General features: G+C 75.1%; 24 protein-coding genes. 6 read left to right on the forward strand and 18 right to left on the reverse strand.

All coding sequences use genetic code 11. From position 1 onward, the window contains the following. Position 1 precedes the first annotated feature (1 nt). On the reverse strand, positions 2 to 1057 hold the full coding sequence (dapE, locus tag ACFPBZ_RS07820) for a succinyl-diaminopimelate desuccinylase (RefSeq protein ID WP_378035457.1): 1056 nt from the start codon (positions 1055 to 1057) through the stop codon (positions 2 to 4). Positions 1058 to 1146: 89 nt separating this feature from the next. Here dapE and dapD point away from each other — a divergent pair, with 89 nt between their 5' ends. Then, positions 1147 to 2124: a 2,3,4,5-tetrahydropyridine-2,6-dicarboxylate N-succinyltransferase gene (dapD, locus tag ACFPBZ_RS07825; RefSeq protein ID WP_378035458.1), complete on the forward strand. Its 978-nt coding sequence runs from the start codon at positions 1147 to 1149 to the stop codon at positions 2122 to 2124. Here the strand turns inward: dapD and ACFPBZ_RS07830 are convergent. From ACFPBZ_RS07830 to ACFPBZ_RS07845, 4 genes are all read right to left on the reverse strand, one after another. Next, entirely contained in the window at positions 2099 to 3316 is a 1218-nt protein-coding gene (locus tag ACFPBZ_RS07830; RefSeq protein WP_378035459.1) for an MFS transporter, read from the reverse strand. The two genes, dapD and ACFPBZ_RS07830, sit on opposite strands and share 26 nt — an antisense overlap. Continuing rightward, positions 3313 to 4431 (reverse strand): succinyldiaminopimelate transaminase, encoded by a 1119-nt coding sequence (gene dapC / locus ACFPBZ_RS07835; RefSeq protein WP_378035460.1) that lies wholly within the window; start codon positions 4429 to 4431, stop codon positions 3313 to 3315. The genes ACFPBZ_RS07830 and dapC overlap by 4 nt, the downstream gene beginning before the upstream one ends. Next, a complete protein-coding gene (gene fdxA / locus ACFPBZ_RS07840) occupies positions 4428 to 4748 on the reverse strand; it encodes a ferredoxin (RefSeq protein ID WP_378035461.1) in 321 nt (106 codons plus the stop codon). Before fdxA ends, dapC begins: the two co-directional genes overlap by 4 nt. Before the next feature lie 146 nt (positions 4749 to 4894). Then, positions 4895 to 5710, reverse strand: coding sequence for a hypothetical protein (locus ACFPBZ_RS07845; RefSeq protein ID WP_378035462.1), 816 nt, complete (start codon positions 5708 to 5710; stop codon positions 4895 to 4897). A gap of 61 nt (positions 5711 to 5771) precedes the next feature. On the opposite strand from ACFPBZ_RS07845, the gene ACFPBZ_RS07850 reads away from it, so the two are divergent. After that, positions 5772 to 6386, forward strand: coding sequence for a hypothetical protein (locus ACFPBZ_RS07850; protein ID WP_378035463.1), 615 nt, complete (start codon positions 5772 to 5774; stop codon positions 6384 to 6386). A 38-nt stretch (positions 6387 to 6424) separates the two neighbouring features. Here ACFPBZ_RS07850 and ACFPBZ_RS07855 read toward each other — a convergent pair whose 3' ends face one another. From ACFPBZ_RS07855 to ACFPBZ_RS07865, 3 genes are read right to left on the reverse strand one after another with little or no spacing between them, the layout of a single operon-like run. Continuing rightward, positions 6425 to 6790: a hypothetical protein gene (locus tag ACFPBZ_RS07855; protein ID WP_378035464.1), complete on the reverse strand. Its 366-nt coding sequence runs from the start codon at positions 6788 to 6790 to the stop codon at positions 6425 to 6427. 10 nt (positions 6791 to 6800) lie between these two features. Beyond that, entirely contained in the window at positions 6801 to 7652 is an 852-nt protein-coding gene (gene mshB / locus ACFPBZ_RS07860; protein WP_378035465.1) for an N-acetyl-1-D-myo-inositol-2-amino-2-deoxy-alpha-D-glucopyranoside deacetylase, read from the reverse strand. After that, positions 7649 to 8317 carry a maleylpyruvate isomerase family mycothiol-dependent enzyme gene (locus tag ACFPBZ_RS07865; protein WP_378035466.1) on the reverse strand — a complete coding sequence of 223 codons (669 nt, stop codon included), beginning with the start codon at positions 8315 to 8317 and terminating at the stop codon, positions 7649 to 7651. The genes mshB and ACFPBZ_RS07865 overlap by 4 nt, the downstream gene beginning before the upstream one ends. A 115-nt stretch (positions 8318 to 8432) precedes the next feature. Between ACFPBZ_RS07865 and ACFPBZ_RS07870 the strand changes: the two genes are divergently transcribed. Next, a complete protein-coding gene (locus ACFPBZ_RS07870; RefSeq protein ID WP_378035467.1) occupies positions 8433 to 9284 on the forward strand; it encodes an aminoglycoside phosphotransferase family protein in 852 nt (283 codons plus the stop codon). Positions 9285 to 9435: 151 nt separating this feature from the next. Here the strand turns inward: ACFPBZ_RS07870 and ACFPBZ_RS07875 are convergent, their stop codons facing one another. The 6 genes from ACFPBZ_RS07875 to ACFPBZ_RS07900 all read right to left on the reverse strand — a co-directional run bounded on the left by ACFPBZ_RS07875 (position 9436) and on the right by ACFPBZ_RS07900 (position 17489). Further along, positions 9436 to 10485: an ABC transporter ATP-binding protein gene (locus ACFPBZ_RS07875; RefSeq protein WP_378035468.1), complete on the reverse strand. Its 1050-nt coding sequence runs from the start codon at positions 10483 to 10485 to the stop codon at positions 9436 to 9438. Beyond that, positions 10482 to 11492, reverse strand: a complete 1011-nt coding sequence (locus ACFPBZ_RS07880; protein ID WP_378035469.1) for an ABC transporter ATP-binding protein — start codon at positions 11490 to 11492, stop codon at positions 10482 to 10484. The genes ACFPBZ_RS07875 and ACFPBZ_RS07880 overlap by 4 nt, the downstream gene beginning before the upstream one ends. A gap of 10 nt (positions 11493 to 11502) precedes the next feature. Then, positions 11503 to 12342 (reverse strand): ABC transporter permease, encoded by an 840-nt coding sequence (locus tag ACFPBZ_RS07885; RefSeq protein WP_378035576.1) that lies wholly within the window; start codon positions 12340 to 12342, stop codon positions 11503 to 11505. An 88-nt stretch (positions 12343 to 12430) separates the two neighbouring features. Beyond that, a complete protein-coding gene (locus ACFPBZ_RS07890; RefSeq protein ID WP_378035470.1) occupies positions 12431 to 13429 on the reverse strand; it encodes an ABC transporter permease in 999 nt (332 codons plus the stop codon). A 78-nt stretch (positions 13430 to 13507) separates the two neighbouring features. Further along, positions 13508 to 15286 (reverse strand): ABC transporter family substrate-binding protein, encoded by a 1779-nt coding sequence (locus ACFPBZ_RS07895; RefSeq protein WP_378035471.1) that lies wholly within the window; start codon positions 15284 to 15286, stop codon positions 13508 to 13510. A gap of 115 nt (positions 15287 to 15401) precedes the next feature. Further along, positions 15402 to 17489 (reverse strand): ABC transporter substrate-binding protein, encoded by a 2088-nt coding sequence (locus ACFPBZ_RS07900; protein WP_378035472.1) that lies wholly within the window; start codon positions 17487 to 17489, stop codon positions 15402 to 15404. Between the two features lie 132 nt (positions 17490 to 17621). On the opposite strand from ACFPBZ_RS07900, the gene ACFPBZ_RS07905 reads away from it, so the two are divergent. After that, on the forward strand, positions 17622 to 17939 hold the full coding sequence (locus ACFPBZ_RS07905; protein WP_378035473.1) for a hypothetical protein: 318 nt from the start codon (positions 17622 to 17624) through the stop codon (positions 17937 to 17939). Positions 17940 to 17960: 21 nt separating this feature from the next. On the opposite strand, the gene ACFPBZ_RS07910 is transcribed toward ACFPBZ_RS07905, so the two are convergent. Continuing rightward, on the reverse strand, positions 17961 to 18365 hold the full coding sequence (locus ACFPBZ_RS07910; protein WP_378035474.1) for a (deoxy)nucleoside triphosphate pyrophosphohydrolase: 405 nt from the start codon (positions 18363 to 18365) through the stop codon (positions 17961 to 17963). Between the two features lie 50 nt (positions 18366 to 18415). Between ACFPBZ_RS07910 and ACFPBZ_RS07915 the strand changes: the two genes are divergently transcribed. Further along, positions 18416 to 18709, forward strand: coding sequence for a 4a-hydroxytetrahydrobiopterin dehydratase (locus tag ACFPBZ_RS07915; protein WP_378035475.1), 294 nt, complete (start codon positions 18416 to 18418; stop codon positions 18707 to 18709). A gap of 4 nt (positions 18710 to 18713) precedes the next feature. Further along, complete coding sequence (locus ACFPBZ_RS07920; RefSeq protein ID WP_378035577.1) at positions 18714 to 19850, forward strand: MFS transporter; 1137 nt, start codon at positions 18714 to 18716, stop codon at positions 19848 to 19850. On the opposite strand, the gene ACFPBZ_RS07925 is transcribed toward ACFPBZ_RS07920, so the two are convergent. The 3 genes from ACFPBZ_RS07925 to bla all read right to left on the reverse strand — a co-directional run bounded on the left by ACFPBZ_RS07925 (position 19819) and on the right by bla (position 22272). Beyond that, on the reverse strand, positions 19819 to 20427 hold the full coding sequence (locus ACFPBZ_RS07925; protein WP_378035476.1) for a hypothetical protein: 609 nt from the start codon (positions 20425 to 20427) through the stop codon (positions 19819 to 19821). The two genes, ACFPBZ_RS07920 and ACFPBZ_RS07925, sit on opposite strands and share 32 nt — an antisense overlap. 90 nt (positions 20428 to 20517) lie before the next feature. Next, complete coding sequence (locus tag ACFPBZ_RS07930) at positions 20518 to 21225, reverse strand: GOLPH3/VPS74 family protein (RefSeq protein WP_378035477.1); 708 nt, start codon at positions 21223 to 21225, stop codon at positions 20518 to 20520. Between the two features lie 165 nt (positions 21226 to 21390). Then, positions 21391 to 22272, reverse strand: a complete 882-nt coding sequence (gene bla / locus ACFPBZ_RS07935; RefSeq protein ID WP_378035478.1) for a class A beta-lactamase — start codon at positions 22270 to 22272, stop codon at positions 21391 to 21393.

Genomic DNA, 22272 nt, shown 5'->3' on the forward strand with positions numbered 1-22272 from the left:
GCTACGCCAGATAGCGCCGCAACGTCTCGGCGCCCGCCGTGATCCGGCCGACCTCGACGTGCTCGTCGCGGGTGTGGGCGAGGTTCGGGTCGCCCGGGCCGAAGTTGACCGCCGGGATGCCGAGCGCGGAGAACCGCGAGACGTCGGTCCAGCCGTACTTGGCCACCGGCTCCCCGCCCGCCGCCGCGACGAACGCGGCCGCGGCGGGCGCGGAGAGCCCCGGCAGGGCCCCGGGGGCGGCGTCGGTCACCCGCAGGTCGAAACCGTCGAGCACCTCCCGGACGTGCGCCTCGGCCGCCGCGAGCGACCGGTCGGGCGCGAAGCGGAAGTTGACGGTGACCTCGCAGAGGTCGGGGACGACGTTGCCCGCCACCCCGCCCTCGACGCGCACCGCCTGCAGCCCCTCGCGGTAGACGCAGCCGTCGATGTCGACCGACCGCGGCTCGTACGCGGCGAGCCGGGCGAGCACCGGCGCCGCCGCGTGGATCGCGTTCTCCCCCAGCCACGATCGGGCCGAGTGCGCCCGGCGGCCCGCCAGCGTGACCACCACCCGCAGCGTCCCCTGGCAGCCGCCCTCGACCAGGCCCGAGGTCGGCTCACCGAGGATCGCGAGGTCGGCGTCGAGCCACGGGCGCAGGTCGCGCTCGATGCGCCCGAGCCCGTTGCGCGCCTCCTCGATCTCCTCGCAGTCGTAGAGCACGAGCGTCACGTCGTGGGCCGGGGCCGACAGCGCCGCCGTGAGGTGGGCCATCACCGCGACGCCCGCCTTCATGTCCGAGGTCCCGCAGCCGTAGAGCCGGTCGCCGTCGCGACGCGAGGGGACGTTGTCGGCGATCGGCACGGTGTCGAGGTGCCCGGCCAGCAGCACCCGGGTGGGGCGACCCAGCGAGGTGCGTGCGAGCACGGCCTCGCCGGAGCGCACCACCTCGAGGTGGGCCTCCCGCCGCAGCGCCGTCTCCATCGCGTCCGCGAGCGCCCGCTCGTCGCCCGAGACCGAGGGCACGTCGACGAGGGCGGCGGTCAGCTCGACCGGGTCGGCGTGGAGATCGAGGGTCACGCCGCCAGTGTGCGCTGCGCGCCCGTGAGCACTCGGAGGGCCTATAACCCCGCGAAGTGCTCACGAGGCCGCAGGCCACAATGGAGGTGATGAGCACCCCGGACACCCCCCAGCGCGCCGTCGGACTGGGTCTCGCGACCCTCGCCCTCGACGGGACCGTCCTGGATACCTGGTACCCGCTGCCCGAGCTCGTGGACGCCTCCGACGAGATGGCCGCCGAGGCCGGCACGGTCGTCGTGCCCGCCGGCGAGCTCGAGCCCTCCCTCGTCGACGCCCTGGGCACCGACGAGCAGCGCGGGGTCGAGGTCGTCGCGATCCGCACCGTCAGCGACCTCACCGGCCCGCCCGTGAGCGCCTACGACATCTACCTGCGCCTGCACCTGCTCTCCCACCGGCTGGTCCGCCCCCACGGCGTCGACCTGACCGGCATGTTCGGGCTCCTCGCCAACGTCGTCTGGACCAACTTCGGGCCCTGCCCGGTCCCGGAGTTCGAGCGGACCCGCGCCCGGCTGCGCGCCCGCGGTCAGGTCACCGTCACGCACGTCGACAAGTTCCCGCGCATGGTCGACTACGTGATCCCGACCGGCGTCCGCATCGGCGACGCCGACCGGGTCCGCCTCGGCGCCCACCTCGCCGAGGGCACCACCGTGATGCATGAGGGCTTCGTCAACTTCAACGCCGGCACGCTCGGGAAGTCGATGGTCGAGGGCCGCATCTCGGGCGGCGTGGTGGTCGGCGACGGCTCCGACGTCGGCGGCGGCGCCTCGATCATGGGGACGCTCTCCGGGGGCGGCAAGGAGGTCGTCTCGATCGGGGAGCGCTGCCTGCTGGGCGCCAACGCCGGCATCGGGATCTCCCTCGGCGACGACTGCGTGGTCGAGGCCGGCCTCTACGTCACCGCCGGCACGCGCGTGACCCTGGACGACGGGTCCGTCGTCAAGGCCGTGGAGCTCTCCGGACGCAACGGGATCCTGCTGCGCCGCAACTCGGTCAGCGGCGCCGTCGAGGCGCTGCCGCGCACCGAGGGCGCGAAGGTGGAGCTCAACTCCGCCCTGCACGCGAACTGAGCGCCTCGTAGGTGACGCGGCGCGGGCCCAGCCGCACGACGACGAGGGCCTGCGCCGCCACCGCGGCGACCACCACCCAGAGCGCGGCGGAGAACCCGGCCGCGTCGATGAGCGCGCCCATCAGCAGCGGCGCGATCCCGGCGAGCACGTAGGCGACCCCGAGGGCGAGCGCCGACACCGAGGCCGACGTCGCCCCGTCCGGGGTCCGCCACGCGATCACGGCCAGCCCCAGCGGGAACCCGGCGCCGACCGCCACCGACGTGAGCACCACCCACGGCCACGGCCCCACCACCGGCGCGAGCGGTGCCACCAGCAGGCCCGCGACGCCGAGCCCGCCGCACACCGCGCAGAACGCCGCCCACCGCGCCCACGTCCGGTGCCGCTCGGCGACCGCGGGGATCACCAGGGCCGCCGGGATCTGCACGACGTTCCACACCGAGAGGATCACCGCCGCCCGCTCCACCGAGAGCCCCTGCGCCTCGTAGAACGGCGCCAGCCAGGTGAGCCAGGCGTAGAACTGCAGCGACGACGTCGCCTGGAACGCCACCGCGAGGCGCGCGAACCGGTTGCGCCACGGCAGCGGCACCGCGGCCGCCACCGGCGAGTCCGACCTCGCCAGCCGGCGCGTCACCGGTACCCATACGACGAGCGCGAGGGCCGCCGGCAGCGACCACACCGCGAGCGAGCCCGACCAGCCGCCCAGCAGCGAGGCGAACGGCAGCGCGGTCAACGACGCGACGGTCGCGCCCGCCATCATCGCCACCGTGTAGAGCCCGGTCGCCGCGCCGGCGCGCTCGGGCAGGTGGTCCCGGACGACGCCCGTGATGGCCACGCCGGTCACCCCGATCCCGGCGCCGATGAGCAGGCTCCCGACGACGAGGGCGAGGGTCGCGGGGATCCCGCGCACCAGGTTGCCCAGCGCCAGGGCGCCCATCGCGGCGGCCGCCGCCCACTCGCGGCCCATCAGCCGGGTGAGCCCGGGCGCGGCGAACGACCCCACGCCCATGAGGACCACCGCGCCGCCCTGCACCAGGCCCGCGACCGCTGCCGAGATACCCAGGTCGGTGCGCACCTGGACCAGCAGCGGCGGGTAGCCCGAGAGGGCCGCGCGGAGGTTCAGCCCGAGCGCGAGGATCGCGAGCAGGACGAACACCGGACGGACCCCGGCGCGGGCCGCGGTCGTCGGGCTCACGCGGCGAGTCTGGTCGCCGCCGCCCCGATCCGCTCGTCGGACGCCGTCAGCGCGATCCGGACGTGCCGCGCGCCCGCGGGCCCGTAGAACTCGCCCGGCGCGACGAGGATGCCGAGCCCGGCGAGCCGGGCGACGGTCTCGCGGCACGGCCGGTCGTCGGTGGCCCAGAGGTAGAGGCCCGCCTCGGAGTGGTCGATCCGCAGCCCGGCCTTCTCCAGCGCGGGACGCAGGACCGCCCGGCGCTCGTCGTAGCGCTGCCGGGTCTCCGCGACGTGCAGGTCGTCGGACAGCGCCGCGACCATGGCCTCCTGGATCGGCCGCGGCACGATCATCCCGGCGTGCTTGCGGACCGCGAGCAGGCCCGCAACGAGCGCGGGGTCACCGGCGCAGAACGCCGCGCGGTAGCCCGCGAGCTGGGAGGTCTTCGACAGCGAGTGCACCGCGAGCAGCCCTTCGAGCGACCCGCCGTGCACCCGCGGGTCGAGGACCGACACCGGCTCCGAGCCCGGCCCGGGGAGCCCGAGGTAGCACTCGTCGGACGCGACGACCGCGCCGAGCGAGCGGGCCTCGGCCACCCGGTCGGCCAGCGCCCCGACCGGGAGCACCCGGCCCGTCGGGTTCGACGGGGAGTTCAGCCAGACGAGGCGCACACCGGGCGGCAGCGGCTCGTCGTCGGGAACCCGGACCGCCTCGCACCCGGCGAGCAGCGCCCCGACCTCGTAGGTCGGGTACGCCAGCGCCGGGATCGCGACCGTGCTGCCGCCCAGGCCGAGCAACGTCGGCAGCCACGCCACCAGCTCCTTGGAGCCGATGGTGGGCAGCACCGCGTCGCTCTCGAGCCCGGCGGCGCCGAAGCGGCGGGAGAGCGCCTCGACGACGGCCCGCCGCAGCGGCGGCGTGCCGTGCGTCTGGGGGTAGCCGGGCGAGTTCCAGGCGTCCTTCAGGGCCGCCGCGACGACGCCGGGCACCGGGTCGACCGGCGTGCCGACGGAGAGGTCGACGACGCCGTCGGGATGCGCCCGCGCCGTCGCCGTCTCCGCGGCCAGACTGTCCCAGGGGAAGTCCGGGAGTGCCGGAAGTCCCCCCGTCGCTTCGCTCGCCCCGGCCGGGTTCACTCGCCCTGCGGCGGCAGCGCCGGCACCGGGCCCACGTCACGGTCGGTCTTGCCGACCTTGGACGCCCCGCCCGGCGAGCCCAGCGCGTCGAAGAAGTCCACGTTGGCCTGGGTGTAGGCCGACCACTGGTCGGGGACGTCGTCCTCGTAGTAGATGGCCTCGACCGGACACACCGGCTCGCAGGCACCGCAGTCGACGCACTCGTCGGGGTGGATGTACATCATCCGGCCCCCTTCGTAGATGCAGTCGACGGGGCACTCCTCGATACAGCCCTTGTCGAGCACGTCCACACACGGTTCGGCGATCACGTACGTCACGTCGACTCCTGCTCCCTACTCATCGCTGTCGTCACCGTGCGGCCGGTGGTGGACGGCCGGGCCGGTGAGCCGCCCTGCAGTATTCCGTCCGACGGCGCGTCACGCCCGGGCGGGTCGCCCCCCGATCCACGTGTCGACCGACACACCTATCCGTGCTCGCGCGCCACCCACGTCGCCGCCCGGCGCGCCGCACGCCGCAGCCCCGACCGCTCGGCCTTGTAGGCCCCGACCGCGCCGACCACCGGCAGGTTCGCGAGCAGCCGCCAGGAGCGGCGCCCCTGCGGCCGCCGGCCCAGCTCGTCGTGCAGGGCGAACAGCGAGCGGCCCATCCGCCAGACGGCCCGGGCGAGCGCGGTGAGCCGGCCGTCGCCGGAGTGCTCGTCGGAGGACAGGTCGCCGGTGAGGGCCCCGGCGTCGCGCTGGACGTCGGCGTGGAACGCGTCGCCCGCGGGGCGCAGCTCGCGGTCGAAGAGCACGGACGCGAGCAGGCGGACCTGCTCGTCGCGGTCGGTCACCCCGTGCTCGCCCGCGATCGCGCACACGACGAGGCCCTGCGCGGCCACCCCGAGGATGTCCGAGACCGGCAGCCGCCGCGCCAGGGCGCCGCCGACGCCGGGGAAGGCCGCGACCGCCGAGGTGAAGCGCCCGACGCGGCCCACCCACCAGGCGTCGCGCTCCTCGGTGCCCATCACCGCCCAGCGCGGGGTGCCGGGCAGCTTCGAGGTGGCGAGCCGGTCGACGACCGCCGTCCGGGTCCGCCGCAGGAGCCGGCGGGCCTTCTGGGGCCGCGTCGTGGCCGGCGGCTCGTCGGTGACCGGGCCCTCGAGCGCCAGGGCCCGGCGCTGCGCGAGCTTGCCGAGCCGGAAGGGGTCCGCGTCGCGCAGCCCCGACAGCACCGGCCCGGTGGCGGCGACGAAGGGGCGCAGAACGCTGATCATGTACTGGTCGGAGACGGCGGCCATGTCCGCCACTTCCCCGTTCCTCCGGCTGGCCACACTGGGAGACGCGGGTCACAGTGGAGCGATGACCGGGGGAATCTGGGGCGCCACGGCGCGCGCCGAGGTGGGCCCGCAGCTCGCGGCGCTGGGCGCGCACTACGGCGCGTGCCGCACGCTCCCCGACGGCACGCGGGCGGTCTCGTGGTGGTTCGAGGCGTCCCGACGACGCCAGCGGCGGCTCGTGTTCCGCGCGCCGGCCGGGCGGACCGACGAGTGGGAGGTCGAGTACGCGGAGCACTCGGCCGACGGGAGGCGCACCTGGCTGCACGACTCCCGCACCGTCCGCACCACGCGCGAGGGCCTCGCCGGGGCCGTCGCCGACCTCGTCGGGCGGGGCCTCACCCGCCGCGGCGCCGTGCGGGAACTGCACGACGACCCCACGCGCCGGCCCGTGGTCGACGGCCCCTCCCCCGGGCCCCGCCCGGCGGCGGCCGCCGCGTCCGCGCACCGCCCGCCCCCGCCGCCACGCGGGCTGCGGGTGGCCGACGGGGTGCTCGGGATGGTCGTCGCGGCCGCCCTGTTCGCGGCGTGCCGGATCGACATCGACCTCGCCCCGAACCTCGCCGCGGTCGCCGTGCCGCTGTTCGGGGTGTCGGCGGTGTGGACGCTCATCGGGGTGACGGGGGCCGAGCGGCGCTGACCCGGGTGTCAGCGATGGCACGTCGCTGACGTCGAGCGTCAGCGATGTGCCACCGCTGACTCCCGCGGCCGCACCGGGCGGCTCGCCACCCACACCCCCGGGAACAGGCCCGCCGCCACCAGCAGCAGCGAGCGCCAGTCGGGCGGGAAGGTGCCGGTCCCCGCCGGGCTCCAGAAGCCGAACCCCACGACGACGACCAGCCACGTCGCCAGCGGCACGAACACCAGCCACGTCGCGGGGAAGCACCGGTCGACGATCCGCACCGCCAGCGGCGTCGTCACCGCGGCCACGAGCACCGACACCGGGAGCGGCACCGACCCCACCCGCAGCGTCAGCCACGCCACCTCGGTCAACGCCAACAGGACGAGGTCGAGCAGGACGACCGCCAGGACCGCGTACCTCACGACGCCACCCTCACGCGGAGAGCGCCCCCAGCCCGCCGTCGGGTCCCCGCAGCAGCACGAACCCCTCCGAGCCCGTCACCGGCTGCGCCAGCCCGTTCGACAGCGCGAACGCCGGGGGGTCCGACCCGTCGTCGAGCACGCTGATCTGCGTCGCGTGCGCCCGCAGCGCGGCGAGCTTGCGCACGCGCGCGGGGCCGAGCACGACCCTCGTCGTGATCTCCGCGTCGGGCACCGTCGGGAGGTCCTCGACCGGGGGCACCGGCAGGGGCAGCCACGCCCGGCGCCGCAGCCGTGCCAGGCCGGCGTCCACCTCGTCGTGCGCCGCGGCGGTGGCATAGAGCGCGACGCGCTCGCCCAGCGGGTCGATCCGCTCCACGGCGCCGCCCGCGATCTCGTGGGCGCGGACGTGGTCGGGGTGGCCGTAGCCGCCGCCGGCGTCGTAGCTGACGACGACGTCGGGCTCCAGTTCCTCCAGCAGCTCGGTCAGCTGGTGCACCTGGAGGTCGACGTCGGCGCGGTTCGCGAACGCGCCCTCGGCGAGGTCGTCGGGCTCGGCGGCCCGGATGCCCTCCCCGGTGGCGACCATCCCCGAGTCGCGCCACCGGCCCCGGCCGCCCAGCAGCCGGTGGTCGGTGACGCCGAGGGCCGCGCAGGCCTTCCCCAGCTCCTCGGCGCGGTGCGGCGCGAGCTCGTCGGACCCCTCGAGGTGCTTCAGCTCCGGCGGGATGACCTCGCCGAGCTCGCCGAGGGTGCAGGTGACGAGCGTGACGTCCCAGCCCGCCCCGACCGCCCGGGCCATGAGGCCCCCGCAGGTGATCGTCTCGTCGTCGGGGTGGGCGTGGACCAGCACCAGGCGCGTCACTCGGACCGGTCCCCGGTCGGCAGGTCCCCGAGGGTCGCGAAGGCGTCGAGGACCGGCTCCACGTCGCCCTTCGTCGTCCAGGACCGGAGCTGGGCTGCCGACCGGCGGGCCAGCGCGGCGCGGTGGAGCTCGAACTCGTCGGCGTGCAGCACCACGTCGGCCTGCTCGGGGTCGCCGCCGTCGCTCGCCCAGGACCAGTGCGTCCCGACGAGGCCGAGCGTCGTCCCCTCGGGCAGGCGCTGCCCGACCCGCGGCGCGAAGCGGTCGCGGATCGCGGCCACCCCCTCGCTGTCCTTCCCGCCCGGCACGCCGAGGGCGCCGCGCAGGTCCTGCTCGTGGATGATCACGTCGCCGAGCGGCCGGGGCCCGTTCGCCCGCATCCAGGTCCGCAGCGGCTCGGCGGTCTCGCGCCACTCCGCCACGAGGTCAGCCACCGTGTTCCCGCGGCGCTCGGCGACCTGCTTGGCGGTCCAGTCCGCGTTGTGGTCGTCGGGCTCGTCGCCGGCGACGACGTCGCTGCCGAGCCCCACCATGTGGCTGAACAGGTCGCGCACCGTCCAGTCGGGGCAGGCGGGCACCCGGGTCTCCACCTGCTCGGCGCTCGCGCCCTCCATCAGCGCGATCACCCGCTCCTGGGCCCTGCTCCACTCCTCGATCGCGTCCACGGGGGCATTCTGTCGCGGCGGGTCGGGAGGTGCTCGGCCCGGACCATGGTCACCGGGGCGGCAGGCCCACCGGAAACCCGTCGCCGCCGGACGGTCGCGGGGTCACCCTGGGGCGATGATCGAGGTTCCCGACGAGGCCCGGCGCCGGTTGGTCGTCCGCTTCGGCCCCGGGGCGACGGACTGGCTCGACGAGCTCCCGGCCCTCGTCGGGACCCTGGCGCGCCGGTGGGGGCTGCAGATCGACGGCCCGGTGCTCTCCGGCAACTCCGCGATCGTGCTGCCCGCCGACCGGGGCGTGCTGAAGCTCCACCCCGACGGGGGGATCGCCGCCGACGAGGCCGCGGCGCTCGCCCACTGGTCCGCGGCCAGCACGGTCGTCGACCTGCTCGAGCACGACGAGGGAGCCCTCCTGCTGGCGCGGGTCCGGCCCGGCACCGCGGTGCCCACCGCCCTCGGGACCGACCCGGCCGTGCTCCCCGCGCTCGTCGACCTGTGGACCACCCCCGGGGCGCCCGACGTGCCGCCCCTCGTCGACCGGGTCGCGTTCTGGCACGAGAAGGTGCGCGAGCACCTCGACGACGAGCGGGTCCGCGGGGTGATCCCGCCCGAGGTCCTCGATCGGGGGGCGGGCGAGGCGGAGGTCCTGGCGGCCCGGCCGGGGCACGAGGGCCTCGTCCACGGCGACCTGCACGCCGGGAACCTGCTCACCGGCCCCGCCGGTGCGGTCGTCGTCGACCCCCGTCCGTGCCGCGGCGACCGGACCTTCGACCTCGTCGACCCGGTCCTCGTCGAGGGTCGGCCCGAGCGGGTGGTCCCGGAGCTGGCCCGCCGGCTCGACGGACTCGACCCCGACCTGCTGCACGCCTGGTGCCGCGCCCTCGCCCCGGCGAACGCGATCGCGGCCCTGCGCACCGACCCCGGCTCGGCCCGCACCGCCGCCCTCGTGGCGCTCGCGCTCCGGGACTGACGGGGAGATCCCGTCCGACGGCGTGGACCGATCGGTCCCGACCCCACTGCGCGCCGCGCAACGGGATCTCCCCGGGTCGGCGCGCCGAGCGTGGCGGATCCCTGACGTCCGGTGTCAGCGAAGTGCCATCGCTGACACCAGACGCAGGGCCCTAGACCGACTCGGGATCGCCGTCGGGGAAGTGGCAGGCGAACCGGTGCTCCCCCGCCGCGTCGCTCGGGGACAGCAGCGGGACCTCGTCGGCGCACCGCTGCTGCGCCTTGGGGCACCGGGTGCGGAAGCGGCACCCCGACGGCGGGTTCGCCGGGCTGGGGATCTCGCCGGTCAGCACCACCCGCGACTTCCGGCGACGGCGCTCCGCGGCCGGGTCGGCGAGCGGCACCGCGGAGAGCAGGGCCCGGGTGTAGGGGTGGCGCGGGTTGTCGTAGACCGACGCCGCGTCCCCGATCTCGACGACCTTGCCGAGGTACATCACCGCGACCCGGTCGGAGATGTGGCGGACCACCGAGAGGTCGTGGGCGATGAACAGGTAGGAGAGCCCGAGTCGCTCCTGGAGGTCCTCGAGCAGGTTGACCACGCCGGCCTGCACCGAGACGTCGAGCGCCGACACCGGCTCGTCGAGCACGATCAGCCGGGGGTTCGCGGCCAGGGCCCGGGCGATGCCGATCCGCTGCCGCTGTCCGCCGGAGAACTCGTGGGAGTAGCGGTTGCGGTGCTCGGCCTTGAGCCCGACGAGCCCGAGCAGCTCCTCCACGCGGGCCCGCAGGTCGGCCTCCGAGTCGTACACGGAGTGGATGCGCAGCGGCTCGGCGATGAGCTCGGAGACGGGCAGGCGCGGGTCGAGCGAGCCGAACGGGTCCTGGAACACCATCGCGAGCTCGCGGCGCAGCGGGCGCATCTCGGCCGCGGAGAGCCCGACGAGCTCGCGGCCGTCGTAGCGCACCGAGCCGGAGTCGGGACGGATCAGCTGCAGGATCGAGCGGCCCGTCGTGGACTTCCCGCAGCCCGACTCCCCGACGATGCCGAGGGTCTCGCCCTCGTCGACGTCGAAGGAGACCCCGGTGACGGCCTGGACCTTCCCGACGACGCGGCGCAGCACGCCGTTGCCGCGCACCGGGAACGTCGTCGTGAGGTCCCGGACCTGCAGGAGCGGGCCCTGCCCGGTCTCCCGGGACACCGACTCGGCGATGGGGGCACTCATGCGGACACCTCGGAACGGGCGAAGAGGTCGGTCGTGGAGTTCTCGGCGAGGTGGCGCCAGCGCCGGCAGCGGCTGCCGTGTCCCTCGGCGACGGTCTCCAGGGCCGGCTCGGCGTCGAGGCAGGCGTCCTCGACGATCGGGCAGCGCGGGGCGAACGAGCAGCCGGGCGGCAGGGACACCAGCGACGGCGGGGCGCCCGGGATCGGGTGGAGCCGGCCGCCGACCTGGTCGATCGCCGGGAGCGAGGAGAGCAGACCGACCGTGTAGGGCATCCGCGGGCGCTCGAAGACCTCCTCGGTGGGGCCGGTCTCGACGACGGTGCCGCCGTACATCACCTGCACCCGGTCGGCCGTGCCGGCGACGACGCCGAGGTCGTGGCTGACCAGCACCATCGACGCCCCGGTCTCCACGCGGACCTGGTCGAGGACCTCGAGCACCTGGGCCTGGACGGTGACGTCGAGGGCGGTGGTCGGCTCGTCGGCGATGATCAGGCGCGGCCGGTTGACCATGGCCATCGCAATCATCGCGCGCTGGCGCATGCCGCCGGAGAACTCGTGCGGGTACTGCTTCGCGCGCGCCTCCGGCTGCGGGATGTCGACGAGGGCGAGCGCGGCCACGGCGTCGCGCCAGGCCTCGTCCTTCGACACCGACCCGTGCGCGCGGCGGGCCTCGGCGATCTGCCGCCCCACCGTGTGCACGGGGTTCATCGAGCTCATCGGGTCCTGGAAGATCATCGCGATCTCGGAGCCGCGCAGGCTCCGCAGCGTCTCCGCCCTGGCCCCCACCAGCTCCGCCCCGTCGAAGCGGATCGAGCCGGTGACGCGGGCGGAGGCGGGCAGCAGCCGCGGCACCGCCATCAGCGACACCGACTTGCCCGACCCCGACTCCCCGACGACGCCGAGCACCTCCCCGGGCTCGACGGCGAAGCTGACGCCGCGCACGGCGTGCACCTCGCCCTCCTCGGACGGGAACGTGACCGACAGGTCCTCGACCTCGAGCAGTGCCACGGTCCTACCCCTAACGCCGCGTCTGGCGCGGGTCGAACGCGTCGCGCAGCCCGTCGCCGATGAAGTTGATGGTCAGGGAGATCAGCACGATCGCCACGAACGGCGCCCAGAACAGCCACGGCCTCGTCGCGAGCTGCGTGTAGTTCTGGTTGAGCACCAACCCGAGCGACGTGTCGGGGATCTGCACGCCGAGCCCGATGAACGAGAGCGCGGCCTCGACGAGCACCGCCAGGGCGAGGGTCAGGGTCGCGTTCACGACGATCGTCCCGATCATGTTCGGGACGAGGTGCTTCGTGACGATGCGCCAGGTCGTCGCCCCGCTCGCCCGGGCGGCCTCGACGAACTCGCGCTGGGACAGCGAGAGCGACTCGGCGCGCGTGACCCGGGCGATCGGCATCCAGAGAAAGAACCCGAGCACCAGGCCGACGAGCCACCACGAGCCGCCGAAGCCGGCGATGAGGATGGCCGCGACGGCCTGCAGCGGGACGACGAGGAAGAGGTCGGTCACCCGGGAGACCGCGGTGTCGGTGCCGCGGCGCAGGTAGCCGGCGACGGTGCCGAGCAGCACGCCGAGGACCGTCGCGATGACGGCCGCCAGCAGGCCGATCTGCATGGAGTACTGCGACCCCTTCATCACCAGCGAGAACACGTCGGCGCCGACCTGGTCGGTGCCGAAGATGTGCGCGGCGCTCGGGTCCTCGTACGACCCGGCCGAGAGGTTCGTCAGCGAGTACCCGAGGAAGAACGGCGCGACGTACACGAAGACGATGAAGACGACCAGGATCGTCAGGCTCGTCATCGCGGCCTTGTGCCGCAGGAAGCGCCGCCGGACCAGCTGGCCCTGGGTCATGAAGACGCTCTCGGGCTCGCCGCCGTCGGCCCGCGGGGGTGGTGGCACCTTGCCCGGGTGGGTGGTCCGGGGACCGGTGTCGGTGGTCTCAGCCAAGACGGATCCTCGGGTCGAGGTAGCTGTAGGCGATGTCGGCGAGCAGGTTGAACAGCACGACGATCACCGCGGTGACGATCAGCCAGCCCATGAGCATGTTCGGGTCGTACTGCTGGATCGAGCGCACCAGCAGCGACCCCATGCCGTTCCAGCCGAACACCTGCTCGGTGACGATCGCCCCGCCGAAGACCGCGGCGAAGTTGTAGGCGAAGTAGGTGGTCACGGGCAGCAGCGCGTTGCGCAGGGCGTGCCGCAGGACGACCTGCCGCTCCGAGAGGCCCTTCGCGCGGGCGGTGCGCACGTAGTCCGAGCGCATCGTCTCGAGCATCGAGGCCCGCTGGAACCGGCTGTAGGCCGCGAAGCTGATCGCGGCCAGGGCGATCGTCGGGAGGACGTAGGCCCCGGTGAACTTGAAGAACACCTCGCCGGGGCTGCCGGTGAACCCGCCGGCGGGCGGCCCGGCGGTGGTGAGCCAGCGATCGAGACCGAGGTCGATCAGCAGCAGGTTCAGCTCGATGCCGTAGACCTTGAGGATGATGCCGATGCAGAACACCGGCATCGCGAACAGCACGAACGCGAGCGTGGTCGCGACGTAGTCGGTGACCGTGTACTGGCGCAGCGCGGCGATCGCGCCCACCGCGCAGCCGACGAGCAGCGCGATCAGCTCGGCGATCACGACGAGCCGGATGGTCACCCAGAGCGCGCTGCCGACGGCCGGGAGCACCTCGGCGCGGGCCGCGCCGAGCGCGACGCTGGTCCCCCAGTCGCCGGTCAGGACCCCGGTGATCCAGTTCCAGTAGCGGACGATCACCGGCTGGTCGAGGCCCAGCGAGCGCGCGGTGGCGTCGATGGTGGCCTGGGTGATGCCGGGGCGGGCCTTGAGGGCGGCGAGCGGGTCACCCGAGTTCGCGACGGCGACGTAGAGCAGGAACGACGCCACGACGAGGACGCCGATCGAGATCAGGACGCGCCGCAGGATGTACGCGGCCACGTGTCCCCTCTCCTGGGACGGGGAGCACCCCGGGGGCCGGGATCGCCGGCCCCCGGGGAGTGCTCACGGTGGTGCGGGTCAGCCGCCCTGGACGACCCACTCGTTGGCGTTGTACAGCGGACCGTAGTTCGGCTGGTAGTACGCGTTGTCGATCCGGTCGGTGTAGCCCAGCATGTTCGGCTGGACGAACAGCGGGATCGACGGGAGGTCCGCCGCGATCAGGCGGTCGACCTCCTGCCACTGCTGGCGGAACCCGTTGGCGTCGAGGTTCGACACCGCCTGGTTCATCAGCGCGTCGACCTGCGGGTTCGAGTAGCCCTGCCAGTTCTGGCCGCCGCCGGTCGTGTAGATCGACTGGTGCGAGGAGATGAACGGGTCGTTGGCCCACCCGAACAGCGCGACGTCGTAGTCGCCCTGGCTGACCCGCTGGTCGAGGAAGTTCGGGTCGTTGTCGTCGACGACCTGCATCCCGGCCTGCTGGCACTGCGCCTGGATCAGCTGCACCGTCTGGACGCGCCGCGGCACGTTGGTGTGGCTGATCCGGAACTGCAGGCGCTGCCCGTTCTTCGCGAAGACGCCGTCGGGCCCCTTGACCCACCCGGCCTGGGTGAGCGTCTGGTTCGCCTGCTGGGCGTTGCCGGTGGCGATCTGCGAGTACGAGTCCTGGTAGCCCTGCTGGTTGGGCAGGTAGATCAGGCTCTGCAGCGGCGTGGCCTCGGGCTGGACGCCCTTGATCAGCTTGTCGACGAGCTCCTGGCGGTTCACGCACTGCGCGAACGCCTGGCGCACCGCCTTGTCGGCGAAGATCGGGTTCTTGAAGTTCATGTCCAGGTGCTCGTAGGTGACACCCGTCGTCGCCTGGAACTTGACACCCTGAGCGGCGAGCCCGCGCAGCAGGTTGGCGGCGTTGACGTCGACCTGCGGGGCCGCGGCCTGGACCTCACCGTTCTGCAGCGCCTGCGCCTCGGCGGTCGCGTCGGCGATGTTGCGGTAGGTGATGCTCTCCGGGCCGCCCGGGTTGGCCTTCCAGGCCGGGTTGCGGGTGAGCTTCACCTGCTGGTCCTGCACCCAGCTGTCGAGCTGGTAGGGCCCGGAGGCCGGCTGGGTCGCCTTGTCGAAGCCGTTCCAGCCGGTGTTCCAGAACTGGGTGATGCGCCCGAGGACGTCGGGCGGCGACTGCGGGTTGATCTGCCGGATGTCCGGGACGCCGGTCCTGGCCTCGAGCACGTGCGCGGGCAGCAGGTCGAACTGGCCCTGGCCGAACAGGCCGCGGTAGTCGGCGTACGGCTTCGCGAACGTCGCCTCGAAGGTGAGGTCGTTCGTGCACTGGGCGGTGCCGATGTCCTGGTAGCCGTTGTTCGAGGCCGTCGTGAACCCGGGGATCTTCCCGCTGCCGGCCAGGTAGGCCAGGTAGAAGTCCTTGCAGTTCCAGGGCTGCCCGTCCGACCACGTGATGCCGGGCTTGATGCGCCACCGGACCGTCTCCGGGGCCGAGGACACGAGGTCGATGCCGTCCATGACGTCGCCGTTGACCAGCACCGTGCCGTCGGCGTCGACCCAGGTGGCGGTGGCCAGGACCTGGGTGAGGACGTAGGCGTTGTAGAGCGAGTTCGCGTCCGCCGCGGCGTTGTTGTACGCCGTGTAGGCGGTGTCGGCGGCCAGCGTGACGCCCGGGCCCGACGGCACCTGCGGGGCGCGGTAGACGTCGCCCTGCCGGCCCTTGGCCTGGGGCGCGCTGGTGGAGCCGAAGTTGCCCTCACCCCCGCCTCCGCCGCAGGCCGCCACGAGTGCGAGCAGCGCCGTCACGGCCGCGGCGAGAACCCAGCGCGACCGACCGCGCCCGGTGATCCTGGTCACCTAACCTCCCGAATCCGTTTGACAGGCGGGGTCGCCGCCGGGGGCAACGTAAGTGGTCCAGACCTCTCGCGCCACCCCGGGGTTCACCTCCGCGTGAACTGTCCGTTTCGGAGTGTCAGTTGCCCGCGTCGCCGTTCGCCTGCCCCTGCCGGGCCGGCGGGGCCCAGCGGTCGGCGGCCGCGAACGGGCTGACGCCGAAGGGCGGTACGACGACGTCCGCGCGGCCCACGGGAGCCACCAACGTCGTCGCCGCCTGGAAGAGCGGGACCACCGGGGTGGAGCGCCAGAGCTGCGGCTCCACCAGGGCGAGCGCGGTGTCGGAGCTGACCGCCCCCGACGAGGCGCCGTCGAGGATCGACTGGATCGTCGGGTCGCAGAACCCGGTCACCGAGAGCGCCTCGGAGGCCTCCGGGGTGCCGTCCTGGGCCAGGGGCGCGTCGGAGGTGGTGGTCGCGGCGGGGCTCGTGGAGGTGGGCGCGGCGTTCGTCGTGGTGGCCGGCGCCGGGACCACCCCGGCGGAGGAGGTGGTGGGCGGGGTGGCCGTGGTGCTCCGCGCGTCGAGCGCCGAGCTGCCCGACGACGTCGGGGCCTGCCGGCCGGGGCAGCCGACCACCGAGTCGAGCCCGGAGACCGGGTCGGCGCTCACGGGCAGCGCCAGCACCGTGACGTCGGCGACCGCCATGTCCGAGGGCGACTTGGGGATCGGGGGCACCGAGGTGGTGGTCTCCGCCGGGGTGGTCGTGGTGGTCGGCGCGGTGGACGGGGCCGGCGGGGACGTGGTGGTGGTCCCCGGGACCGCCGAGGAGGTCAGCGGCCCGGGCGTCGAGGGGGTCGCGATCACCGACGGCGTGTCCGACGGGATGGGGCCGCGCCCGGCCGGGAACGGGTTCGAGCCGCCGTCGGCGACGACGGTGGTCCCGATGCCCGCGGCGTTGAGCTGCGCGGCGAGGGTCTCGACGAGCCGGCCGTAGGGCGAGACCTGCGGCGGGGCGGACAGCCGCAGGCGCAGCGGGGAGCCGCCGCGCGACCAGCGGCCGTCGGCGCCCCGCACGTACCCCGCCTCGGCGAGCGAGGACGTCGCGAGCGCGGGGTCGGGCGCGCGGGCGGGCGAGTCGGCGGTGATCGTCGGGACGTAGCCGGGCTGGGACGGGGCCCGGGCGAAGGAGTCGGCGCGCAGGGTCGCGCCGGGCCCGCCGTCGGCGCCGGCCGTGATGAGGGCGTCCCGGTCGAGCGACGCGACCACGCCCCGGCGGACGGCCGGGTCGGCGAGCGGGCCGTCGTCCGAGCGCAGCGCCAGCTGCACGATCTGCGCCTCGGGCACGGTGCGCACGGCGAGCGGGCCGGCCGGTCCGGGGGCGGCGGCCGACAACGCGGCCAGGGCCTCCAGGTCCGAGCCGTCGGCGCGGAACTGGGTGGCCTGCACGTCGCCGGTGCGCACCCGGTCGATCAGCGAGGCGTGGTCGGCGGCCTGCAGCACGATCTGGTCGGGGACCCCGGGGGTGCCCCAGTAGACGCTGTTGCGGGCCAGGGTCACCTGACCTCGGATGCGGTCGACGAGCCGCACGGCGTAGGGCCCGCCCGACACCGGGATGCTGTCCTGCAGGGCCCCGCCCCACGAGCCCGGCGCGTCCTTGAGCAGGTGCGCGGGCAGCAGGGAGTCGAACAGCGTGGGCCACGACGGGTAGGGCCGGTCGAAGACGACGTCGACGGCCTTGCCGCCCGCCCGCGAGCGCACGTCGGAGATCGCCCGGTAGCCCGCGGCGTCGACCACGCCGGGCTGCGAGCGCATCTGCTGCCAGAGGTAGACGAAGTCCTCGGCCGCGATCGGGGCGTTGTCGCTCCACGCCGCGGCCGGCGCGATCTCGTAGGAGACCGTGTAGGGCGCCAGGGCGGTGACCCGCGCCGACGTGACCACCGTCGTGTCGGGCCGGCGGACGCCGTCGGGGCCGGTCCGGAAGGCCGAGGGCAGCACCAGCGACGCCGCCGTGCGGCTCGCCGGGGTCAGGTCGGCCACGCGGTGCACGTTGAACCCGATGCCCAGGTCGTCGACGCCGATGCGCAGCTGCGTCGGGTCGGGCTCGAGCTGGGGCTGCGGCCGGGTCGCGGTGGTGGGCGCCTGTCCGACCACCGGGGGCGGTGACGACGAGCAGCCGGCGGCGACCAGGAGCAGACCCGCGAGGAGGGCGACCAGGAAGGCTCTCATGACGGGGCGGGAGCAGGCGCCTTCCACGCGGGGGACCTCGGGCGAGCCATCGTGACACGCGGACGGATCCGGGCCGTCGGCGACCCTTCCCGCCCCTTCCGTGACCCGCACCGCCCAGGTTAGCCTCACCTCATGAAAGCGCGGAGTTCGACGACGTGGGTGGACGCGTTGGCGCGCCTGCGGCCGCGCGACCGCGCCGTTCCGGACCCCAGCCCGGTGCTCGCGCCGCCGCCGTCCCTGCCCCCGGGCGCGGTGCCGGTGCGCCTGGTGGTCGACCCACAGCGTGCCTGCGCGATCACGGGCGCCAAGCGCGCGAAGAAGAAGTGCTGCCGCTCCACGCCCCGCTGCAAGGGCTGTCCCGTCGTCCTCATGCGCGCGGCCCGGGCGGCCGAGTCGGGCCTCACGGGCAAGGACCTCGCGAAGGCCGTCAAGCGGGCCCGCGCGGCCTGACGGCATCGTCGGGACCGCCCGTCACGACGACTCGGTCAGCGCCGCCCGCAGCGCGGGCAGCAGGACCTCGTCGGCCGGCAGCCACGCCACGGTGTCGAGCTCGTCGACACCCACCCAGCGCAGCGCCAGGTGCTCCAGCGCGGTCGGCTCCTCCCCCGCGGCCGGCGAGCACCGGTAGAAGCGCAGCAGGAGCCCCCGGCCGTCGCGTCCGCTCACCGGCACGTCGGGTCCGAGCCGTCCCTCGACGACGACCGCGTAGGCCAATTCCTCGCGCAGCTCGCGGACGAGCGCGGCGGCCTCGGTCTCGCCGTCCTCCACCGAGCCGCCCGGCAACTCCCAGAACCCGCGCATGTCGGGCGGCTCCGCCCGCTGCGCCACCAGCAGCCGCCCGTCCGACACCACCGCCGCCCCCACCACGACCCGCATCGGCCTCTCCCCGTCGCTCCACCCACCCTTGACGGGGCATCATGGTCGACATGGCCGATCTCCTCAGCGACGACGCCGTCACCGAGGCCCTGCGCGGGCTGCCCGGCTGGGAGCGGGACGGCGACTCGATCGTCCGCACCGCGAAGCTCCCGGGGTTCACCGACGCGATCGCGGTGGTCGACGCGGTGGCCGTGGAGGCCGAGGCCGCCGACCACCACCCCGACATCGACATCCGCTACAACACACTGACGTTCCGGCTCTCGACGCACTCCGAGGGCGGCCTCACCGCGAAGGACCCCGACCTCGCCGGGAAGATCTCGGCCGCGATCGACGCCCGGTCCTGACGTCCTGCTCACCCGGAGCTTCCTCGCCGTCCTCGGCGCCACCCTCGCGGCCTTCGGCGGCTACGCGGTCCTGCTGCCGGTCCTGCCGCTGTGGGCGACCGTCGGGGGCGCCGGGCCCGCCCTCGCCGGCGCCACCACCGGGGTCTTCATGGCCGCGACGGTCGCCGCCCAGCTCGGGGTCCCGGCGCTGCTGCGGGCCACCGGGCACCGCACCGCCCTGATCCTCGGGGCCGTCGCGCTCGGCGCCCCCGCCGCGCTGCTCCCCCTGAGCGCGTCGCCGGTGCTCTCCCTCGGGGTCGCCGTGGTCCGCGGGATCGGCTTCGGCGTCCTCACCGTCACCGGGGCCGCCCTCGTCTCCGACCTGGTCCCCGCGCGGATGCACGGGCGCGCGAGCGGGGTCTACGGACTGGCGATCGGCCTGCCCCAGCTCGCCCTGCTCACCGGGGGGATCTGGGCGTGGTCGGCGCTCGGCCCCACGCCCGTGCTCGTCGCGGGCGCGGTCCTGCCCCTGCTCGCGGTGCCCACGGCGCTCCTGCTCCCCCGCCGGCTGCCGGCCCGCCCCGGGGCGCCCGCCGCCGACACCCCCGCGCCGGGCTTCGCGCGGGCGGCCGTCGGGCCGTGGCTCGTCATGGTGGTGTGCGCCGCGAGCGCGGGCGGGATGATCACGGTGCTGCCGCTCGCGGGGGTCGGGGGCGTGGCCGCGGCGCTGTTCGTGCTCACCGCGGCCCAGCTCGTCGGCCGGTCGGCCGCGGGCGAGCTCGGCGACCGCCTCGGCCTCACCGGGCGCCTCACCGGCCCGGCGCTCGGGCTCACCGCGCTCGGGGCGGGCGTCGCCGCGTGGGGCCTCACCGGCCCCGGCACCGCCGCCGTCCTGGTGGGCGCGGGCCTCGTCGGGGTGGGCTTCGGCGCGGTGCAGAACGACACGCTGGTCACGCTGTTCGCCCGTGCCGGGGCGGCGCGCTCCGGGGCGGCGAGCAGCGTCTGGAACACCGCGTACGACAGCGGCACCGGTCTCGGTGCCACCGCGCTGGCGGCGGTGCTGGGCGCGGCCGGTGCCCCGTGGTCGTTCGGGGTGGCCGCGCTGGCCTGCGTGGCGGCGGGCCTCGTGGTCAGACCGGAACGCGGACCCGCTCGGGGGTAGCGCGCACCGCGGCGAGGCAGTCGTCGAGCAGGCCCACCATCATCGCGTCGCGGGCGTCGGCGTCGAGCCCCGCGGCGCGGGCGGCCACCAGCAGGTGGGCGCAGGCGTGGTTGACCGGGCCCACGTGCAGCAGCGTCGCGATCCGTCCGCCGGCACCGTCCCCGGCGTCGCGGCCGGCCGCGCGCCGGGCCTCGGCCCGCTCCTGCGCGACGACGACCCGCTGGGAGAGCCGGGTGAAGAAGCGGTTCCCCGGGTCGAGCCGCAGGCCGGCCCGGGCGATGGCGGCGAGCACGACCGGGCGCACCGGCCCGTCGGCCCCGTCGCGCCCGGCGCCCACCAGGTCGACCGCGCGCAGCCCGAGCTGCTGGCGGACCTCGTGGGAGACGGCGTCGTTGACCTGCCAGGCGAGTGCGGCGACGGCCGGGTGCGTGCACCGGGGGCGGTCGGTGAACCGCTCCCCCGCGAGCACCGAGACGTACTCCATGACGCAGCTCCCGGAACGCGCGTCCCGGTGGGCGCCGGCCTCGAGGACCGGGAGGCCCTCGGGCGGGACGGACGACGGCTGGGTCCTCGGCATGATGCCCCCTGAGATGACCGTGACGCGCGACTCTGCGTGGGAGCGTAGACCGACGGGCGGCCGTTCGGGAGTCCTCCGAGTGCCCGGCCGTCAGCCTCCGGAGCTCAGGACCTCGGTGGCGGTGAGGGCCGCGAGCACCGCCTGCACCGTGGGGCTCACGAGCCGGACGATGTCCTGGTCGATGCCGGCGGGCACGTGGCGGCCCTCGGCGATGGCCCGGGCCCGGCCGCTCGCGGCGGTGGGGTCGTGCGGGTGCAGCGCCCGCACCCGGCGCCCGTGGTGGAGGAGCACGACGATCATCGCGGTGTCCTCGTCGGGATCGGCGCCGTCGAGGACCTGGCGCACCACGGCGCGGTCGTGGTGCAGGGCGTGGGTCTCGTGCACCCGCAGCGCCGAGCCGAACACCGGCATCGCGAGGTAGCCGAACACCCGCCGGGGCTCGCGGTGGGCGAGCCCGCGCTCGACGAGCCGGTCCATCGTCCGCCGGATCATCTGCGCCCCGCGGGGCCCGGTGACGGCGTGCCCGAGGTCGCTCTTGTGACCGCCCGTGCGGAGCAGGCCGTCGGCGACCCAGGTGAGCAGCGGGTCGGTGGGGTCGACCGGGCCACGGCGGTAGACCGACCCCGCGTCGAGCATGGAGGCGTCGAGCAGCAGCTCCACCATCGCGGCCGCGACGAGGAGGCCCGCGGGCTCGGTGAGGCTCGAGACGGGGCGGCCGTCCTCGTTGCCGAGGACCCAGGCGACGCGCTCGGGCAGGGTCAGTTCCCGGGTCGGGGCCGACCACCTCTCGGAGCGCACGGACACAGGGTAGGCACACGATCCGGGCGATCCTCACCCGGTCGGGCGCCCGGAACGACCGCTCGTCGTGACGCCCGGTCGATCACCCCGCACGCCGACCGATCGCCGCTCTGATCGGCCCACCCGTCTGCGGCACACCGGACGACACGCCGTTGCTCCGCATGCTCACCGGCGGCCGCCCAGCGCCTCGATCACGACGGTCGCCGCCGCGGGCAGGGCCGACCCGGTCGTCGTGACGGTCGGATCGGCGGGCTCGGTGTAGACCGCGATCAGCACGGGCGGGGCTCCCGTGGGCGGCCACGTGATCGCGACGTCGTTGACCTCGCCGCCGTCGCCGCTGCCCGTCTTGTCCCCGGTGCGCCAACCCGGCGGCAGCCCGGCGCGGATTCGCCGGTCGCCCGTCGTGTTGGCGACGAGCCACGCGGTCAGCTGCGCGCGCCCGGCCTCGTCGAGCCCCGCCCCCAGCGTGCAGGCCTGCAGCGTCGCCGCCATCTGCCGCGGGGTCGAGGTGTCCAGGGTGCCGTGGCGGACGTTGAGGGCCGGCTCGGTGCGGTCGAAGCTCGACACCCCGTCACCGATCGACCGGACGTACGCCTCCACCGCCTCCGGCCCGCCGAGCCGGCGCAGCAGGAGGTTCTCCGCGGTGTTGTCGCTGACCGTGATCGCCGCGACGCAGAGGTCGCGCACGCTCAGGGCGGTCGCGCGGGACGTCGTCGGGGAGTTCCGGACGAGGTCGGTGGGCGCGTAGCGGACGACCTCGTCCAGCGGCACGCCGGCCGCCAGGATCGCCGCCGCCGTCGGCAGCTTCGACGTCGAGCACAGCAGGAAGCGTTCGTCGGCCCGGTGCCCGACGCTCACCCCCGTGGCGGTGTCGAGGGCGAACACGCCGAGCCGGCCGCCGAAGCCCGCCTCGATCGCCGCGAGGCGCGGGCCCGGGTCGGGTGGGGCGTTCCCGACGACGGCCGGTGGGGCCGGTTCGGCGGCGCACCCGGCGGCGGCGAGGAGGGCGGCGCCCGCGACGAGGACGGAGCGGCGGGAGGTCGTCAT

The organism is Actinomycetospora atypica (genome assembly GCF_042653685.1).
In the GTDB taxonomy this organism is placed as follows: domain Bacteria; phylum Actinomycetota; class Actinomycetes; order Mycobacteriales; family Pseudonocardiaceae; genus Actinomycetospora; species Actinomycetospora atypica.

Excerpts from the sequence above, each read along its gene's own strand:
- ACFPBZ_RS07850 (WP_378035463.1), top strand. The coding sequence starts at position 5,772 with ATGACCGGGGGAATCTGGGGCGCCACGGCGCGCGCCGAGGTGGGCCCG.
- ACFPBZ_RS07910 (WP_378035474.1), bottom strand. The coding sequence starts at position 18,365 with ATGCGGGTCGTGGTGGGGGCGGCGGTGGTGTCGGACGGGCGGCTGCTG.
- ACFPBZ_RS07905 (WP_378035473.1), top strand. The coding sequence starts at position 17,622 with ATGAAAGCGCGGAGTTCGACGACGTGGGTGGACGCGTTGGCGCGCCTG.
- ACFPBZ_RS07870 (WP_378035467.1), top strand. The coding sequence starts at position 8,433 with ATGATCGAGGTTCCCGACGAGGCCCGGCGCCGGTTGGTCGTCCGCTTC.
- dapD (WP_378035458.1), top strand. The coding sequence starts at position 1,147 with ATGAGCACCCCGGACACCCCCCAGCGCGCCGTCGGACTGGGTCTCGCG.
- ACFPBZ_RS07845 (WP_378035462.1), bottom strand. The coding sequence starts at position 5,710 with ATGGCCGCCGTCTCCGACCAGTACATGATCAGCGTTCTGCGCCCCTTC.
- ACFPBZ_RS07900 (WP_378035472.1), bottom strand. The coding sequence starts at position 17,489 with ATGAGAGCCTTCCTGGTCGCCCTCCTCGCGGGTCTGCTCCTGGTCGCC.
- ACFPBZ_RS07875 (WP_378035468.1), bottom strand. The coding sequence starts at position 10,485 with ATGAGTGCCCCCATCGCCGAGTCGGTGTCCCGGGAGACCGGGCAGGGC.
- ACFPBZ_RS07915 (WP_378035475.1), top strand. The coding sequence starts at position 18,416 with ATGGCCGATCTCCTCAGCGACGACGCCGTCACCGAGGCCCTGCGCGGG.
- ACFPBZ_RS07885 (WP_378035576.1), bottom strand. The coding sequence starts at position 12,342 with ATGACCCAGGGCCAGCTGGTCCGGCGGCGCTTCCTGCGGCACAAGGCC.
- bla (WP_378035478.1), bottom strand. The coding sequence starts at position 22,272 with ATGACGACCTCCCGCCGCTCCGTCCTCGTCGCGGGCGCCGCCCTCCTC.
- ACFPBZ_RS07925 (WP_378035476.1), bottom strand. The coding sequence starts at position 20,427 with ATGCCGAGGACCCAGCCGTCGTCCGTCCCGCCCGAGGGCCTCCCGGTC.